Source organism: Nostoc sp. DSM 114161 (assembly GCF_052692665.1).
Window position 1 is genome coordinate 8,346,958 of record NZ_CP195141.1, and the last position, 15,686, is coordinate 8,362,643.

10 protein-coding genes and 1 pseudogene are annotated in these 15,686 nt (G+C 42.5%); 5 read left to right on the forward strand and 6 right to left on the reverse strand.

Features of this window, described 5'->3' with window-relative positions; all coding sequences use genetic code 11:
• Positions 1-192: 192 nt before the first annotated feature.
• A complete protein-coding gene (locus tag NSTC745_RS34940; protein ID WP_096537408.1) occupies positions 193-552 on the reverse strand; it encodes an NAD(P)H-quinone oxidoreductase subunit M in 360 nt (119 codons plus the stop codon).
• A gap of 955 nt (positions 553-1,507) precedes the next feature.
• Here NSTC745_RS34940 and NSTC745_RS34945 point away from each other — a divergent pair.
• Positions 1,508-1,792: an Npun_R1517 family heterocyst differentiation transcriptional regulator gene (locus NSTC745_RS34945; protein ID WP_096537407.1), complete on the forward strand. Its 285-nt coding sequence runs from the start codon at positions 1,508-1,510 to the stop codon at positions 1,790-1,792.
• Positions 1,793-2,393: 601 nt separating this feature from the next.
• Here the strand turns inward: NSTC745_RS34945 and NSTC745_RS34950 are convergent.
• Positions 2,394-3,089 carry a response regulator transcription factor gene (locus tag NSTC745_RS34950; protein ID WP_096537406.1) on the reverse strand — a complete coding sequence of 232 codons (696 nt, stop codon included), beginning with the start codon at positions 3,087-3,089 and terminating at the stop codon, positions 2,394-2,396.
• A gap of 164 nt (positions 3,090-3,253) precedes the next feature.
• On the opposite strand from NSTC745_RS34950, the pseudogene NSTC745_RS34955 reads away from it, so the two are divergent.
• A pseudogene (locus NSTC745_RS34955) lies at positions 3,254-3,855 on the forward strand (Uma2 family endonuclease).
• 37 nt (positions 3,856-3,892) lie between these two features.
• Here NSTC745_RS34955 and NSTC745_RS34960 read toward each other — a convergent pair.
• Positions 3,893-7,663, reverse strand: coding sequence for a WD40 domain-containing protein (locus tag NSTC745_RS34960; protein WP_445635124.1), 3,771 nt, complete (start codon positions 7,661-7,663; stop codon positions 3,893-3,895).
• Positions 7,664-7,911: 248 nt separating this feature from the next.
• Here NSTC745_RS34960 and NSTC745_RS34965 point away from each other — a divergent pair, with 248 nt between their 5' ends.
• Together NSTC745_RS34965 and NSTC745_RS34970 are read left to right on the forward strand one after the other, a co-directional pair.
• Positions 7,912-8,646, forward strand: coding sequence for a pre-peptidase C-terminal domain-containing protein (locus NSTC745_RS34965; protein ID WP_445635125.1), 735 nt, complete (start codon positions 7,912-7,914; stop codon positions 8,644-8,646).
• 288 nt (positions 8,647-8,934) lie between these two features.
• Positions 8,935-9,702, forward strand: a complete 768-nt coding sequence (locus NSTC745_RS34970; protein ID WP_445635126.1) for a peptidylprolyl isomerase — start codon at positions 8,935-8,937, stop codon at positions 9,700-9,702.
• Here NSTC745_RS34970 and NSTC745_RS34975 read toward each other — a convergent pair.
• The 3 genes from NSTC745_RS34975 to ctpB all read right to left on the reverse strand — a co-directional run bounded on the left by NSTC745_RS34975 (position 9,693) and on the right by ctpB (position 14,621).
• The gene (locus tag NSTC745_RS34975) at positions 9,693-11,678 is read right to left on the reverse strand and encodes a putative bifunctional diguanylate cyclase/phosphodiesterase (RefSeq protein WP_445635127.1); all 1,986 of its coding nucleotides are present in this window, start codon (positions 11,676-11,678) and stop codon (positions 9,693-9,695) included. The two genes, NSTC745_RS34970 and NSTC745_RS34975, sit on opposite strands and share 10 nt — an antisense overlap.
• A 450-nt stretch (positions 11,679-12,128) precedes the next feature.
• The gene (locus tag NSTC745_RS34980; protein WP_445635128.1) at positions 12,129-13,097 is read right to left on the reverse strand and encodes a glycosyltransferase; all 969 of its coding nucleotides are present in this window, start codon (positions 13,095-13,097) and stop codon (positions 12,129-12,131) included.
• A gap of 180 nt (positions 13,098-13,277) precedes the next feature.
• A complete protein-coding gene (gene ctpB / locus NSTC745_RS34985) occupies positions 13,278-14,621 on the reverse strand; it encodes a carboxyl-terminal processing protease CtpB (protein ID WP_445635129.1) in 1,344 nt (447 codons plus the stop codon).
• Between the two features lie 310 nt (positions 14,622-14,931).
• Here ctpB and NSTC745_RS34990 point away from each other — a divergent pair, with 310 nt between their 5' ends.
• Positions 14,932-15,630: a YdcF family protein gene (locus NSTC745_RS34990; RefSeq protein ID WP_445635130.1), complete on the forward strand. Its 699-nt coding sequence runs from the start codon at positions 14,932-14,934 to the stop codon at positions 15,628-15,630.
• Positions 15,631-15,686: the final 56 nt, after the last annotated feature.

Genomic DNA, 15,686 nt, shown 5'->3' on the forward strand with positions numbered 1-15,686 from the left:
CGACTCCCTATTCCCCAGATAGTTATAGCCCGTCTGGTAATAACTCTCTACCTTAAGGACTGCCAAATAAAAAATATCCCATTGTTTACAGTCAACAGTCATCAATCAACAAGAGCAGTGCGTTGGACGGGTTACGCGACTTGTACCGCTAACGCGGAACTTGTTGGGTAGCAGCTGGCATTCATCGCTGGCTTACTGCTGTTCGTCAATTGCAACTTGGGGGATTCCCATACTGTAGTTGGTGACACGACTAGAGAGATTGTAGCTGATTTCGCCGAGTTGTAGGAGCGATCGCACATAATGTTCTAAGTCTGAACCAACGCGGCGTAAGTTATAGTCTGTGAGGTCTGCGCCGCTAGAAGCTTCTACTAGTTCATCGAATTTTCGATAAACCTTTTGCAGCGCATCTTCATTCCAGTTGAATTCGTTGTCTGGGTCAATATCTAATGTTAAGACCTGATCGCTCGGAAGGAGTTCGCCATCTCGATCGATTTCAGCCGCAAAAATGCGGATATGCCGGGTTGTAGACTTGAGCAGCGTCGGGTTATCCATAAAAGGGTGTAAGATTTGGGTGAATTACACTGAAATTATTGTAAACCTTATATTCATGCTTAAATGCTCTTAATTTACAAGGTTTGAGGGCAGTTTCAAAAGAGTTAGCTATTACGCTTTGAAATTTAACAGTTGAGGGTTTACTGTCAACAGCCAACACGAAAAAATTTGCTGCCTTAGGTGTAAGTAAAAATATTGTCTGTACTGATTACTGCTTTTACTTGTATTAGTAGTTGAAGTCTCAGTTAGTTGCTAGTACTGACAGTATCCTTATGATTTTCACACCAAAATTACTAGATAGAGTATTTTAATTTAGGCAGATACAAACCAGTCTCAGCGCTATATTAATCTTGCTGATTGCTAGGGTTTTTGTATTTATTAAGTCTAGAAGACGGTAGCATAAGGTTTCGGGCTGGAATAATTAGAGCTGTGTAAATTTTTGAGCGAGAACAAAAATTTTTACCTTAATAACTATGTCAATCAATTTTTCCTCAAATTGCTCTTGAAAAAAACGTACATCTAGTAATTTTACGGAATAAGGCTACACATACCTCTGGCATTAATAAAAGGAAAATTTTTCAGCGCTTTTACTTACGTAAAAACACCAAAAATCAAGTAACAAGTCAAACTGTTATTGACGTTCGCATAAAGTTGATGTAAAAAGCTTTAAAAAGCTCGGACAACTTCTTACAGAAACTTTATTGTGTAGAATCTTAAAAACTGAATAATAGTTATGGCTTACCATAAGCTACATCCGGCACAGCTAGACCAAAATCTACACAGTGAAAATTGAGCTTGAAAACAAAACACAGGAGAGTGAAATGGAATACATTGGTGTTTGATGAAGAAAAATTCTTAATTCAAGCACTTTGAATTCAAAAAAGATATAAAGAACTTTTGCTGGACATCTACCTCCTTAGCCTCATGACTACCAAGTAAAGGAATCTCAATAGCTATGAACTCCAAAGCATTACCACGCCAAATCAATAATCTCGAAGTAGGTGTTTATGAGTGCGAAGTGCATCTCAAATTTCGGTTGATTGAGGAAAAGAGTCTATTAGGCGATCGCGAGCAACTCTTACAGGTGCTACTCGATGCTTTGACCGAGGGATCTGACGATTTTCTGGAGACGTTACAAGCGTCCGTTAAAGCGCAGGAAATATCAGAGTTCAAAGCCTCACCTCAAATGCGACGCCAGCTGATGCGCTTGCGTAATGCTGCTGAAAATCCCCCAATTTAAAGGTGTAATTTAGCTAGCGAAAAATTGGAAATTAAGTATCAAATCAAATAAGGATCTCATACCGTCAATACACTCGTTGCAATAATAACTAAGCAATAAGTAGAATTCATAAAATATTTTGATTTCTGCTTTGTGAAAGTCTTATTTAGCAGCACAAAGTCCCAGGAACAGTTTCCTTAATTAAAAAAGTTTGTAGCAAAGGTTACTGGTAGAATCTCAAAGCAAATTCAGCCGGGTGCATTTTACCGAGTTAACATCAAAACATTGGGAAAAACAAAACCCTGTGTCTTTACAGATTCGGCGTTAGACAACAGGGGCAAATCAAACGAAAACCTAAAAGACTCAAGTAATAATAAATAACTTTTCTTTTAGCTTTTTGCTCTAACTAAGTGCCTGATTTGCTGAAATACTTATGTTTTATCTATTACCAATTGGGCATGGGGCATAGGGAGATGGGGAGCAGGGGAGCAGAGGAGCAGAGGAGCAGAGGAGCAGAGGAGCAGGGGAGCAGAGGAGAGTTTTTGTACAAGTTCTTTCTCCTTTGCACCTGTGCCCCTCCGCCTCTTCTGCCCAATGCCCAATTCCCAATTCCCAATAATGCCTATTTAGCAAGACCGTGTTCTAGAGCAAAACGAACTAACTCTGTACGGCTATTGGTACCGGTTTTACTAAACAAGCGGCTGACGTATTTTTCTACGTTGCGGACGCTGGTTTCCAAACGACGGGCGATTTCTTTGTTCATCAACCCCTCAGCGACTAAGTTTAAAACACTTTGTTCTCTGGGGGTCAAATCAATTTTGAAAGGTGCTGGTGATTGAGAAATGGCATTTCTTTGAGTTAACAAGGCCTTGATTTGGGCTATCTGATTGGCTAGTTCAGCAATATCAGGGGTTTCAAGGTCATCTGCTGTAGTTGCAGGTTTAGCTGCGCGGCGGGCTAGTAAATTTTCGACTATGGCCACTAACTCATCTGGGTCAAAAGGTTTGGGAAGATAAGCATCGACACCTGCTTGATAACCTTGAATGCGATCGCCTGTCATACCTTTAGCGGTTAAAAATACTACAGGTAGTGCTTTGAAACGGGGGTCTTCTCGCAGTTGCTTGAGGAACTGATAGCCATCTACTTGGGGCATCATCACATCGGAAATCACTAGATCGGGTGTATTCACCTGCATCAATTCCCAACCCTCGACGGCATTACTGGCGATTTGAACGCTGAAACCGCTCTCTTGCAAATAGTCTTTCACGGCTTCCCGTATCCCTGGTTCATCGTCCACCAGTAACAGTTGTGCTGACATTGAAAATTTCCTTAAGCTCACCTTTTTCCAATTTAGCGAAAGTTGGCAAGCATCGATCGGGAGTTTGTCATTAGTCATTAGTCATTTGTCATTCGTCATTAGTTATCTCTCCCCTTGCCCCTCACCTCTTCAGTTACTATGTGATTATCAAGATGGGAGAAGCTATGACTGCTATTACCCTGAACTTAGAACCAGTTATTAATCTCACTGCCGAGCAGTTTTATGAACTATGTAGAGTCAACCCTGATGCTAAACTGGAACGCACTGCATTAGGAGAATTAGTCGTCATGGCACCGACTGGTAGAGAAACTGGTAGCCGAAACCGCAGGTTAACCCAACGGTTGGGAACTTGGACGGATGAAGACGGAACTAGAGAAGCTTTTGACTCTTCAACGATGTTTCAGCTTCCCAATGGAGCTTTGCGATGTCTTCGACAAGCCACTTCGTGTCTACGCCTGATGCAGCTTGGATTCCTTTGGAGCGGTGGGAAGCACTAGCTCCTGAAGAAAGAAAAACTTTTCCTCCCATTTGTCCCGACTTTCTAGTAGAGTTGCGATTTGATTGTGACACGCTCAAGTCTCTCCAAAATAAAATGCAAGAATATATGGAGAATGGTACGCGCTTGGGCTGGCTGATTGACCCTAAAGGAAAGCAAGTAGAGATTTATTGCCAAGGAAAAGAAAAGGAAGTGCTAATTTCCCCAAATCAGTTATCAGGGGAGGAGGTACTGCCAGGTTTTATCTTGAATTTACAAGGAATTATTTGATAATTTTTCTAATTTAGCGAGAATTGATAGGCATTAATCAACCTGATTTCACCTCTACTGCCCCCAAAGCTTTTAAAGTTGACACCTCTGCCTCAGTCAATCCTTTAACGTCTGTAATAATTGTGCCTTCATAGGGACGAGCTGGCCGCAAAGTTGTCGAGCATTCTCCTGTAGCAATATCCCAACAATTGATTGTTTCATCCTGGCTACAGCTGAGGAGAGTTCCATCGCCGTAGCTCAGACTGAGCGACCATACCCAATTTTGATGATTCTCTAGTGTAGCCAGGCAGTCTCCAGTAGCTACATACCAAATTTTGATGGTGCGATCGCTACTACTGCTAATCATACGGCTACCATCGGCAGTGAAGAGAATACAGATAATTTGGCCGGTATGTCCCTGGAATATTCGCTCTTCAGTTCCTGTGTGAATGTCCCAGAGTTTGATTGTCTGGTCGTCACCACCAGTGGCAATGTATCGACCATCTGGACTGACGGCAACTGCCCAAATTCGGTTGGAGTCTGCCTCCCAAGTATTTAGACATCTTCCTGTCTCAACGTCCCACTGTTTAACTATCTTTTCATGGCCGCAACTGAAGAGAGTTTTGCCGTCAGGGGTAAAAGCGATCGCTAGCACAGATCCAGGGTGTTCCAGCGATGTTTGGCAACTTTGTCCAGAATGCACATCCCAAATCTTGATTGTATGGTCGTGGCTGGCACTAGCAAGTAAGTTACTGTCTGGATGAAAAGCGATCGCCCAGACCCAACTTCCGTGACCGTGCAAAGTATTCAGACATTTTCCTGTATTGGGACTCCAAAGTTTAATAGTACGGTCGGCGCTGCCACTGGCGAGAAATTGTCTGTTGGGACTAAAGGCAACACACAAGACACGATTGCTGTGTCCGTGTAGTACGCGAAAAGGCTGAAGTCCAACCTTTAACTGTTGCGGGGCGTTGAGGTTGACATCCCAGAGTTTGATTGTCCGATCTTCATGTCCGCTGGCAAGAAGGTTTTGCTGCCAACTGTGGGCGATTGCATAAATCGCATTTCTGTGTCCTTGTATGGTTTTGATACACTGTCCAGTCGAAACTTCCCAGACTCTAGCTGCATGGTCATCCCCACCGCTAGCGATTAAGTGTCCTTGGGGATGAAAAGCAATTGACCAAATCCGGTTTGTATGCTTTTTTAGGGTATCTAGGCATTTTCCGGTATGGATATCCCAAATCTTCACAGTTTGGTCATAGCTGCTAGTTGCCACTACATCGTCTTTGGGGCTGAATGTTACTGATGTGACAAATCCTGTATGTCCTAGCAACGTCGTTACACACATCCACGCCCCAGTACTCAGATCCCAAAGTTTTACCATTCCATCGAAACTGCCACTAACTAACCTTTGTCCATCAGGACTAAAAGCGATCGCTTTTACCCAATGCTGATGTCCCTTAAGGGTTTGTACATAGCATCCAGTTTCTAAATTCCACAACTTGATTGTGTTATCTTCACCAGCCGTTGCTATGGTTTTTCCTGTGGGATGAAACGCGACACTCCACACACAACTGGTATGTTCTAGAGTTTGCACGCATTCTGCTGTTGTCAGATCCCAAAGTTTAACTGTGCGATCGTCGCTAGCACTGGCCAGAAATTGTCCATCAGGACTAAAAGCCAGGGCTATGACGATGCTGGTGTGTCCATAGAGCGTTTTCAGATATTTTCCTGTGGTAGTGTCCCAAAGTTTGATGGTATGGTCTTGACCGCAACTCGCTAACACCGGATGTACAGGGCTAAAGACAACACTCCACACCCAACTATTATGTTCTTTACAGCTAAAGAGTTGTTTTCCGGTGTTAGCATCCCAAATATAAATTTCACCGTTGCTATCACTGGTAGCAAGACAACACCCATCTGGACTAAAGACAACGCTAGTAATACCGCTAAAGGTTGCAGCAAAAACACACTCTCGAAATGTTGTTTGGGTAAAGTTGACTTGATGTAAATTGAGTGATGCCTGAGTTGGGCTGCGCCTGTGCAAATCGCAGTCACGAATGTTGAGATAAGAAAAATCATACCCTGTCAAATCGGTTTCTAATTGAACGAACAAATTCAGCACGTTGCCGCCACCATATCCAACTGGATCTGGGCATTGGGGAGCCACTGCGGTCTTGGGGTCTCCCCAAGTGGAGCAAGTGGCGTCATGGGGCATAGGGAGAAGCAGAGGGGCAGAGGGGCAGAGGGGCAGAGGGGAAAGACTGCTGGAACTACTCCCCTGCTCCCCTGCTCCCCTGCTCCCCTGCTCCCCATCTCCCTCATCTTTTAGATCTGGCAGTTCACCTTGCAGTTTCTTAATCAGTCTGCCGAGTTTATGCTCGAGCTGACGAGTGGAACCAAGGGTTACTTGCAGTCGATTCAAGAGAGGCTGCACAATTAGATGAATTTGACTATCGCGGATATAGTCCTTTGCCTGGGCTTTCATTAAGGCATGACTCAGCAGATATCGCGGCGATTCCGTGACAATTTCCTGACATACTTGCTCGATTAAACGGTCTGTCACGTATTCCATAACAACAGGTTGCTGTGTGAATCCCTCAGTGTTATTTTCAATCAAGCTACGCCAGGATAAAGACTCTAGAACTTCTATTAACTTAGGTTTAGATAGTGGTGTTGCAAGATTGGTTTGCAACTCTGCCACAGAAATGCTTTCTCGGTGAATTGCCAACCAGTACATGACTTGTTGTTCCAACGCCGAGAGTCGTTGGAATTGCTGCTCTATGAGATTGCCAATACCATTAAAAACCGTCGTACCTTCAGTAAAAAAGCGGGTAATGCTGCCTTGATACAAATCCCGAATTGAAGTTGCAGCAATTTTTAAAGCTAGCGGATTTCCTCGGTAACATTCAATCAGTTGGCGGGTTTTGTTGTCTGTATTTGATAGCCCTTTGAGCGATAGAATTGTTTCTCCAGCTGCGATTTCTAATCCTGATAAAGCAAGAGTGCGAACTGGCAAACCATCACCTTCTAAAGTAGCAACTTGGATAAGCTTTTCCCGACTGGTAAGCAGAATACAGCTTTGATGCTGAGTTTCTCCCAACCGCCATAAAAGTTCGCCATAGGATTCATATCCCTCCCGGTAACAGCCTGTCTGCTTGCCATGTTGCAGCAGCGTGTCAAAATTATCCAGAATCAGCAAGCAGCGAGATTTCCGCAGGTACTCGATTAAACAGGTGATTTGCTCGTGAGGATCGGGAGGCAATGCGATCGCTTGTTGCTTTGAAAGAATTTTGATCCACTCTGTTAGCTTGTCATCGAAAAAAGGTGCGTGCCGCAGCGATCGCCAGATGACATATTGAAATTCTCCCTGCAACTGTTGTGCCAACTTCACCGAGAGTGCGGTTTTCCCCATACCGCCCATCCCAAGTATTGTTATCAAGCGAGTGCTATCGCCCACAATCCACTGGCTTAAAGTTTCTAACTCGGTACTACGTCCATAGAATTGGGAAACATCGATCGCTTCTCCCCAATCAATGTGAGGTGTGAAGATCGGGGATATCTTCGCGCCATTTTGCTGCTGTGCGGTTCGCTTGAGGACACCGTGGAGATTATTTTTGGTAACTTTTTCACCCAAAGCTTGAGAAAGCGATCGCCATAGTTGCGAGCCAACATCTTTGATGTGTCCGGGGTCGTATGTGACTTCTTTGGCCATTTCTAGGTAAGTTTTTCCTTCCCAGGTGTGGCGAAATACAAGCTGTTGCGCTCTTGTTAAACATCCCCGTTGTAATAATTGTTCAACTAGAGCGATCGCTTCATCAACCGTCATTGATTCCGTAGTAATACAGGTTAACTACAATATTCCCACCAGAAAGTTGATTTTTGCCGAAAAGTTTACGTAAATCTACCAAAAATACCCGACTTTTTCCCGACCTTTTCCGGCCGCCAGGGTTGAGACCAGATAGTAGAGTATTTCAAGAATTGGTTTTGGCAAATAGCTCTGGAACTCAATTCTGGCTCAAGCAAAACCGATCCTGCTTGCACTCTAACCAATATCAACCTCTAAAAAAAGCAAAAATGGCTAACTATACTATTGGTACTCTTTCATCTGCCGGTAATGCTGTCACTCGTAATAACTTCACTCTAGAGCCAACAGACTCTAGGGATGTGTTTAAGTTCAGTATTGGTTCTACACTTGACATCAATTTGGCTTTGACTGGAATCAGTTCTGGTGATGACGCAGACTTAACAATTTATCGAGACAATGGAAATGGTATCTTCGATGGAAACGATACATTCATCACAAATTCTCTTTTAAACAGTAACAATGATGAATCGATTAATCTTGGCGATCGCTCTGCCGGTACTTATTATGCCGTAGTCGACCGTTATGCTCCAGGTAGTTCGGGCAATGTCAGTTATAGTTTAGCTCTGTCTACTGCAAATCCTAGTAACCTTCTAGCTGTAGATCAAAAGCTTGGTAACATCACCAGCGACATCACCCGTTCTGGTTCAGTTAATAACACTAACACATCTGATATCTACTCTTTCTCTATCGGATACTTTAGGAGTGTGAATATTAACCTCAGCGGACTCAGCGCCGATCTCGATTTGAAAATCATTGCTGATGTTAATAATAACCGGATTATTGACTCCAGCGATCTAGTACTTACCTCTTCGCTAGGTAGTACTTCAGCTGAGAATCTTTTCTTAGATGATGCTGGTAATTACTTTGCTCAAGTCTTTCAGTTTGCTAGTGCTTCTAGTAACTACACTTTAACTTTTGACCAATCCACTACCACCTCTGCTTAAGTAGAAATAGGGTTTTAGATTGGCGTTAGCAGAAAGTTAAAAAGTAAAAAGTAAAAAGTTAATCCTCATAAATAAATTGAGGAGAGTGGCGTAGGCTTCAAACCATTGTTCTTTTTCTTTCTTTTGCCTTCTTTGGTGACTTAGTGAAAAAGAATTGAAAGCATGGTGGAGCAATGCTTTCAATAATCTGTAATTGATGAGAGCGGCAGAGATCCATACTTGGACTTTGCTGCTTTTCAAAGTCATTATAGCTGTATTACTTAAACTAAAAAAATTCTTTTTTTATCTATGAATAACATTTTAGAAATTGGTAATCTTACACTCACAACTTCTGAAATTATTCCTTTACTGGCTAGTTATAATATTATTGGCCAGTTTTTATGCGAGAGCATTATCGATACTGCTATTGCACCCATATCTTGCACAAAAGAAGAAATCAATGATGCTGGGGAACAGTTTTATCAGTATTGGGATTTGACCACTTCAGATCGGAGGCAAGCTTGGATTTCACGTTACGATCTCACACAAGAACAGTTTGAACTTTTAGTAACGCGAAAGCTTAGAGTTGAAAAGTTTAAACAAGCAACATGGGCACATCAACTAGAATTATACTTTCTCAAACGTAAAAGCAAACTAGATAAAATCATTTACTCTTTGATTCGGACTGAAAATCAAGGAACTGCCAATGAGCTATATTTTCGGATTAAAGAAGGAGAACAGACTTTTGCTCAACTTGCATGTGAATATTCCTCTGGCCCGGAAGCTCAAACAGGTGGAATTGTTGGCCCAGTAGAACTTGGTACTGTTGCTCCCGATTTGGCTCAGTTATTTTACACAAGCGAACTAGGAGTAATTCAACCACCTGTACTTTTTGGAGAATTATGGTTAATTGTACGTCCTGAAAGGATAATTTCGGCACATTTAAACAATTTTATGCGCCAAAGATTGTTACAAGAGAATTTTGAAATTTGGTTGAAACAACAAGTAGATAAACTTTCAACAGAAGAGAAAAGATGGATGGGAATCAATACGAAATTGCACAATCTTTACCACTGAGGATTTGAATGAATTAATACCTCTGCCGCTGAACTATTTAATGGAACCGAGAAAAAATGTCCCTGGCCATATTCACAGTTCAATTTTCTCAGTAGTACTAGTTGCTCTTTAGTTTCTATTCCTTCGGCCAGCACATCCACGCCTAGCTTGTGTGCCAATGTCACGAGTATTTCAACAATTTCTAAATCCCTACTATTAGTGTTGATTGAACTAATAAAAGAACGGTCTATCTTCAATAGACTAATGGGAAAGTTATAAAGACGACCTAATGAAGAGTAGCCCGTACCAAAGTCATCAATTGATAACTGAATGCCCATTTCTCGGAGTTGTGAGAGTGCAGCAATTACGCGATCGCCATTTTCCACAATTACATTCTCAGTAATATCTAGCACTAAACTGTCAGCATTCAGACCAGTGGATTGTAAAATTTGCCCAATCTGCTCAATCAAATCCGGCTGGTAAAATTGCTTCAAGGAAAGATTTACACTGATTTTACTGAGCGAGTTGGAAGGATAGGACGTTCGCCAAGCTTGCATTTGGCTACAGGCCTCATGTAACACCCATTTACCAATAGAGAAAATTAGTCCAGTTTCTTCGGCTATGGGAATAAAATCAGCTGGACTGAGCAAACCACGCTCTGGATGCTCCCAGCGCAACAAAGCTTCAAAACCTAAAATACAACCAGTGGTCAGGGAAACAATAGGTTGATAATAAACCCGTAACTCACTGTGCTCAATTGCTCGGCGTAAATCGGTTTCTAACTGCAATTTTGCCAGAGCATTAGCATACATATTTGAGTTGAATAGTTCATAACGCGCTCTACCCAGGATCTTAGCTCGATACATTGCCGTATCAGCATCTCTCAACACGTCTTCTGGTCGTTCATAATTTACTGTTGAACTCAAGGCAATGCCAATACTTGCTGTTGTGAAGATTTCTTGTCCCTCAAGCTCAAAGGGTAACTTTAGTTCCTGTTCAATGCGCTCAGCGACTTTGATGGCGTCTGACACATCTTGAATTCCCTCCAGCAAGATTGTAAATTCGTCTCCCCCTAGCCGTGCTGCTGTATCTATGGAGCGTACACATAGTTCTAACCTACTTGCAATGGCAAGTAGAAATTGGTCTCCTTTGTGGTGTCCAAGGCTGTCATTGATTACTTTAAATCGATCCAGATCGATAAACAATACAGCAAATAAATAATCTGAATGCCTTTTAGAATAATTAATCGCATGTCTTAAACGGTTAATAAATGAAGCACGATTTGGCAGACCCGTCAATGCATCATGAAAGGCAAGGTGTAGCAGCTGCGACTCGGCTCGTTTACGCTCTGTAATTTCAGTCAGTAATTTCTGATTTGCTTTTATCAGTTCTGCTGTCCGTTCCGCTACGCGTATTTCTAACTCATCATAAGCTTGGCGCAACATTTCTTGAGATTGTTTGCGTTCAGTGATGTTACACAGCAGCCAACGCCAGCCAATTCGATCTCCGTTTTCGTCGTACACCGCAGATAATTTGACACTAGCAGGAAAAGGTTTTCCCCCTAGTGGCTGTATATTAATTTCCCAGTTGACTAGCTGCTCCGAATTGTTGATTTGAGAGCTAAACAACTGGCGGTCTTGTTGAGTAATAAAGAGGATTAATGGTTTGCCTACTAGATACTTTTGATGCACATGAAGCAAAGTTGCTGCTGCATGGTTAGCTTCTTCGATTTTCCCTGCGGTATTAGTTACCAAGTAAGCACCTGGAGCAAACTCAAACAAATCTTGGTAACGCCGACGCTCTTTGTTTAGTGATGCTCGTGTTAGCTCTAACTCTTGGGAGAGTGTCAATACTTGTTCCACTGTAGTGTGGAGTTCCTCAAAAGCTTCTGTTATTATCTCTTGTTCCAACTTAGATTTATTTTCACTGCGTTGCAGTAGTTCATTTACTTGTAAGCGCAATTTTTCTATATATTGGCTAAAGCCGTCTGCGTTCATGCGGCTCGATATTGGAAAACTATCAAGGTTAGCTACAAAGGATAAGCACGTTCTAGACTTTCCTCGAGCTGAGGACTGCGTTAATTGAAGGAGGCAGGAGGCAAGAGGTTCAATTCTCCAAGGGGATTCAAACCCCTCACCTTAGGAGAGCCACCAAATTTTTAATCTAGTGTTCTTGTCTTAAACCCTTGCTCCCTCCTGCCTTCCTTAATAAATAGAACACAATGTAACTTTGGTGATAATCGAATATTATGTTCTTAGCATTCTATCTGCTTTACCTACTTTTTAAAATATCTCTTAAGATACATTTAGAAAATCAATAAGTTTGGTGAGATAGGATTTTCAGTTACTACATTTGTGCTGACAAGATTTTTTGCTTAATGGTAAGAGGTAATACTATGGATAGATTACAACAAAATTAGAGCTATCCGAGCAAGCTTTTTAGTATTGTTACAGTCGAGCAACGAGCTTGGCATTTTCTGGTAGTTTGGCTTCTCTTTGTCCAGCTGCACGCGCCCTGGCTGTCAATAGGCCAATAGGAGTATTTAATAAATCTACCAAAGTGGCTTTACCAGCGATCGCTTTACTAATATCTCTTGGTACTTCTTTGAATAACCAACGCCCCAAACGATAGCCGCACTCACCAAGTGTAATATCTCGCATCAAATCTATACCATGCAGTTCGTGTAAATAGCGATTGGAGCGCCCATAACGCCGCCATTGACTTTGCAGTTCTAAAAGTGTGGTGCGGTGGCGATGCTGAACTATGGCATTGGGGGCAAATTCCAAACGCCCGATGTTTTCGCCCAAAATTCGCCAGCAAATGTCTGCATCGCCGCCGGTAGTCAAATGGGGACGAAATAAACCTGCTTTTTCTAAAGCGATGCGACGAATTGCCAAATTAGCTGTTTGTCCGTATGGACGAAAGCGATGGCCAAGGGTATGTTTTTGTGACAGGGTTTCTTCACGGTCTGCGTGTTGTTCTAACAAAGTTTTGCCTGGTAGTGCCAAAATCTCCCCGGCAACAATTACTACTTCTAAGTTGACAAAAGGCTGAATTAATGCGTCTAGCCATTGTGGTTGGGGACGGCAATCTGCATCAGTAAAAGCTATGATTTCGCCAATAGCCGCACGAATTCCAGTGTTACGAGCCGCATAGGAGCTTTGAATTTGATTTTCGCTCAGCGGGCGAATTGTAATCGGGCAATTTTCGGCAGTTGTTTTGAGAAAGGTAAAAGTGCGATCGCTACTGTTATTGTCTACCAATAAGTACTCTACTCGGTCTTTTGGGTAAGTTTGAGATAATAGACAATTGAGCAAATCTGGTAAATCTGCCTCGCCGTTATAAATAGGAACAACCACCGATACCATCGGCAAAAAGCTGGTGGCGGTGGTTGCATCAACTGGCTGATAATTCATAAATTAGAGATTTTGAAAATGGAACTACTAACTAGTATTCCCAATCTAAATAAGAACTCAGAATCCAGGAGTCAGAATTCAGGAGCAAAACCAGAAAAGCTTTGCTTTCGTCGTCAAAACTAAACGCTTTTATTCATTCTGAATTCTGAATTCTGAATTCTAATTTCTAATTTCTAATTTCTAAAATTTCAAATCCCCAGCGCGGATGCTCATGGGTTGATTAGGTTGATTGCGTGGTGGTTGGGCGAAGTTGCTACCTGATAAAATTGCGATCGCTCTGGCATATTGGGGATCGCTCTTAGTTCCGATTAAATCTGGATTAGAAGCCAACTGACGCTCTTGTGCTTCTGTCAAGTCTAGCTTGATATCTGGCGTAATTCCTTTATGGTTGATGTCTGTTCCTAAAGGCGTGTAGTAGTGAGCAATGGTGACTGCTAAGCCGGAACCATCTGCGAGTTCGTGGACTGATTGCACTAAGGCTTTACCAAAGGTTTGACCGCCAACGACTACAGCTCGCTTGTTATCCTTGAGTGCGCCTGTGAGGATTTCGCTAGCACTGGCTGAATTACCATCTACCAATACTGCCAAGGGACGATTTGTTAAGGCAGTGCGATTGGCTTTAGTTTCCTCAGTGCCTCCCACACGGTCTACAGTCTTGACAATGCCGCCGTTATCGTACCACATCCGAGCAATTTCAATGCTCGCTTGTAATAAACCGCCTGGATTTCCGCGCAAATCCAATACATAAGAGTCAACTTTCTGATTGTTTAAATCGCGGATGGCTCTTTGCATTTGGTCTGCGGCGTGGGCGCTAAATTCCCGCAAACGGATATAGCCAATGCGGCGATTTCCTTCTTGTCTGAGGGTGTAACGTACCGTTGGCACTTCTATATTTGCTCTGGTTAGCTTCAGTTCAAAGGGATTTTGCCCTGAGCGTTTGAGCCTTAGGCTGATGGGAGTGCCGGCTTTGCCGCGAATTAGTTTGGAGGCGTCATCCACTTTCATTTTGAGAGTGGCTTTACCGTCAATGGCCAAAATCTCGTCGCCTGCTTTGATCCCAGCTTTCAGGGCTGGAGAATTATCTATGGCTTCGACAACAGTCAGACGCTGAGTTTTTTCGTTAACTTCCATGCGAATGCCGATACCAGAGACTTCGCCGGAGGTTTGGCTAGTTAGAGCTTCAAACTGTTTGGGGTCCATGAACCGAGTGTAAGGATCTCCCAAGGTTTGTAAAGCTTCGCGGATGGCAGCATAAGCTTCTTCACGAGACGAATAGTCTTTACTCAACAAGCTTTGTCTAGTTGCTTTCCAATCTTGTTGATTAAATTTGCCATCAACATATTCATGATTCACCAGTTGCCAAACTTGGTCAACTATCGCTTTCGGGCTGTCCTGTAAACTTAGGGCTGCGCGTACACCGCGAGTCCAAGCAGAACCGAACACAGACATGGTAGCAGTCGTAGCGATCGCTCCACCAATCAAGGCTACTTGGAGCGGCGAGTGACTTTTCGCAGATTGGTTCATGTATATTAGCTGGAATAATTGTGTTGTTGACAGTTTAGCAATCAGGCTTTCTGAAAATTTTTAAGTTTTTATACCCCAAACTCAGCTATGCTTTCTAGATTCTTTGACATTGTAATTATGCCAAAAATACTGCATTAGTTATCAATAACGATTTCTGAGTTTGTTTGCCTTCTCCGGAAGGCTATACTGACGGTGTGACACTTTAGCCGCCGTCATGTTTGTAGTTTAGATTACTTTTATAAGATAGCACTTCGATCGCTCAATTGCGGTGTGTTGGATAGTCATCAAATCGGCTTTTTCGATCTCACTCATGAAACACAAATCTATTATCAAATCATCGATCTACATTAAAAAGAGTTTGCTTAATTTGTGGCAATTGTTACAAAAACTAACTGTTGGATTCTACTTGGTTTTGGGTGCTTGGTTGATTTTTACTACTATAACCTTACTTTATGCTTCTTCGCAGCCAGTAGACACCTTTTTTGTCCTTGGTGGGAGTATTCGTCGAGAAACTTATGTTGTTCAACAAGCTAAACAATATCCGCAAATCCCGATTTTAATTTCTCATGGCTCTCCAGATCCTTGTATATGGTTAATTTTTCAGCGGGAATTTGCAAGCTTAGAAAACGTTTGGTTGGAAAAGTGTGCAAATTCTACCTTTGAAAATTTTTATTATAGTATTCCTTTACTGCGAAAGTGGGGGGTACATAAGGTAAAACTGATTACATCTCCAACCCATTTACCAAGGGCTAAATGGATGGCGCAGATACTCTTGGGCGCTCATGGGATTTGGGTAGAGCCAGAAATCGTTCAAGAGTCAGGCGTTCCTGGCAATCAGGAATCTTGGCTCAAAACTGGGCTAGATTTAACCCGCAGCTTATTTTGGGCAATTTTAAGTCAAATTATTCAACCACAATGCTCGAATGTTACCAGGCTTGCTGATGTGGATATACAAGCTTGGCAAAGTCGAGGTTTTAGGTGCGAACATCAAGGGGGAGTGGGGAGGTGATATCAATTCAAAACTTGTACTGAGCGTAGCCAAAGTATTCAAAACTTGTACTGAGC

Coding starts and splice junctions, on each gene's coding strand:
- NSTC745_RS34940 (WP_096537408.1), bottom strand. CDS start 552: ATGGATAACCCGACGCTGCTCAAGTCTACAACCCGGCATATCCGCATT.
- NSTC745_RS34945 (WP_096537407.1), top strand. CDS start 1,508: ATGAACTCCAAAGCATTACCACGCCAAATCAATAATCTCGAAGTAGGT.
- NSTC745_RS34950 (WP_096537406.1), bottom strand. CDS start 3,089: ATGTCAGCACAACTGTTACTGGTGGACGATGAACCAGGGATACGGGAA.
- NSTC745_RS34960 (WP_445635124.1), bottom strand. CDS start 7,663: ATGACGGTTGATGAAGCGATCGCTCTAGTTGAACAATTATTACAACGG.
- NSTC745_RS34965 (WP_445635125.1), top strand. CDS start 7,912: ATGGCTAACTATACTATTGGTACTCTTTCATCTGCCGGTAATGCTGTC.
- NSTC745_RS34970 (WP_445635126.1), top strand. CDS start 8,935: ATGAATAACATTTTAGAAATTGGTAATCTTACACTCACAACTTCTGAA.
- NSTC745_RS34975 (WP_445635127.1), bottom strand. CDS start 11,678: ATGAACGCAGACGGCTTTAGCCAATATATAGAAAAATTGCGCTTACAA.
- NSTC745_RS34980 (WP_445635128.1), bottom strand. CDS start 13,097: ATGAATTATCAGCCAGTTGATGCAACCACCGCCACCAGCTTTTTGCCG.
- ctpB (WP_445635129.1), bottom strand. CDS start 14,621: ATGAACCAATCTGCGAAAAGTCACTCGCCGCTCCAAGTAGCCTTGATT.
- NSTC745_RS34990 (WP_445635130.1), top strand. CDS start 14,932: ATGAAACACAAATCTATTATCAAATCATCGATCTACATTAAAAAGAGT.